Below are 836 nucleotides of genomic sequence, written 5' to 3'. Positions count from 1 at the left end.
TCAAGAGGGATTCGCAACGCGTGGCATTTTTACTATGCGTTGATTTTAGTGATTAAGGTGGTTTGCGGCGGCTTTTGTATTGCGTTGCTCACCCCTTAGCAGGGCGTTATGCTTAATCAAGTAAAATCAGTGGTTTATGGTTTTTCTTTGCTCCCTCGGCTTTTCAGTTTTGTGTTTGTCGGCAAGTTGGCTTCAGTGGGCGCTGTTTTCTGGACACTTATTCTTTGGCGCTAAAAATTCTGAGAGTTGCCTCTGTTAATTTTCGGGCAAGCGCGAGGTTAGGGCGGTTGGCTCAATCAGAAATTTGATCTTAGGTTTTTGAGTTTTGACTGCCAAAGTTCAAAGTCTGATTTTCAAAATTATGAGTCATTTCTGTTTTCTACGTTTTGGCTTTTGTTTCTGAATCGAAGTCGAGTTAATCTTGTTTCCAGAAAAACGTAACCCATTGAAGCTTAAGCATAACAAACGAGTATGGCGTCAATAGTTAATTTTCGTCCATATTTCATTCCACATAGTTCCGTCTCTTAGCATTGAATTCAGGATCACAACCATCTTTCTAACACAGGCMATGATGGCTACTTTTTGGGTTTTCCTGCTTCCAGTAATCGCTGATATGTGGTCTTAAAAACAGGGTTAGATTGCATTGCAGACATCATCGCCATATACAGGACTGTACGCACCTGAGCGCGCCCACCTTGGATAATTCGTTTGCCTTTATAGCGGCCACTTTCTCTATTCATGGGAGCAACACCTATTAGAGAAGCCGCTTGTTTATTGTTGATATAACCCAACTCAGGAACGTTGCTAATGATGGCGGCCGCACTCACTTTCCCGAT

1 pseudogene is annotated in these 836 nt (G+C 42.4%); it reads right to left on the bottom strand.

The features are described from left to right. Nucleotides 1-484 precede the first annotated feature (484 nt). Nucleotides 485-836 (bottom strand): annotated as a pseudogene (locus CIK04_RS31885) (transposase); the annotation flags it as partial.

It is taken from the genome of Vibrio sp. 03_296 (assembly GCF_002265885.1).
Note: the sequence above shows the minus strand (reverse complement) of the source record. Positions and strands in the feature narration are given on the sequence as shown.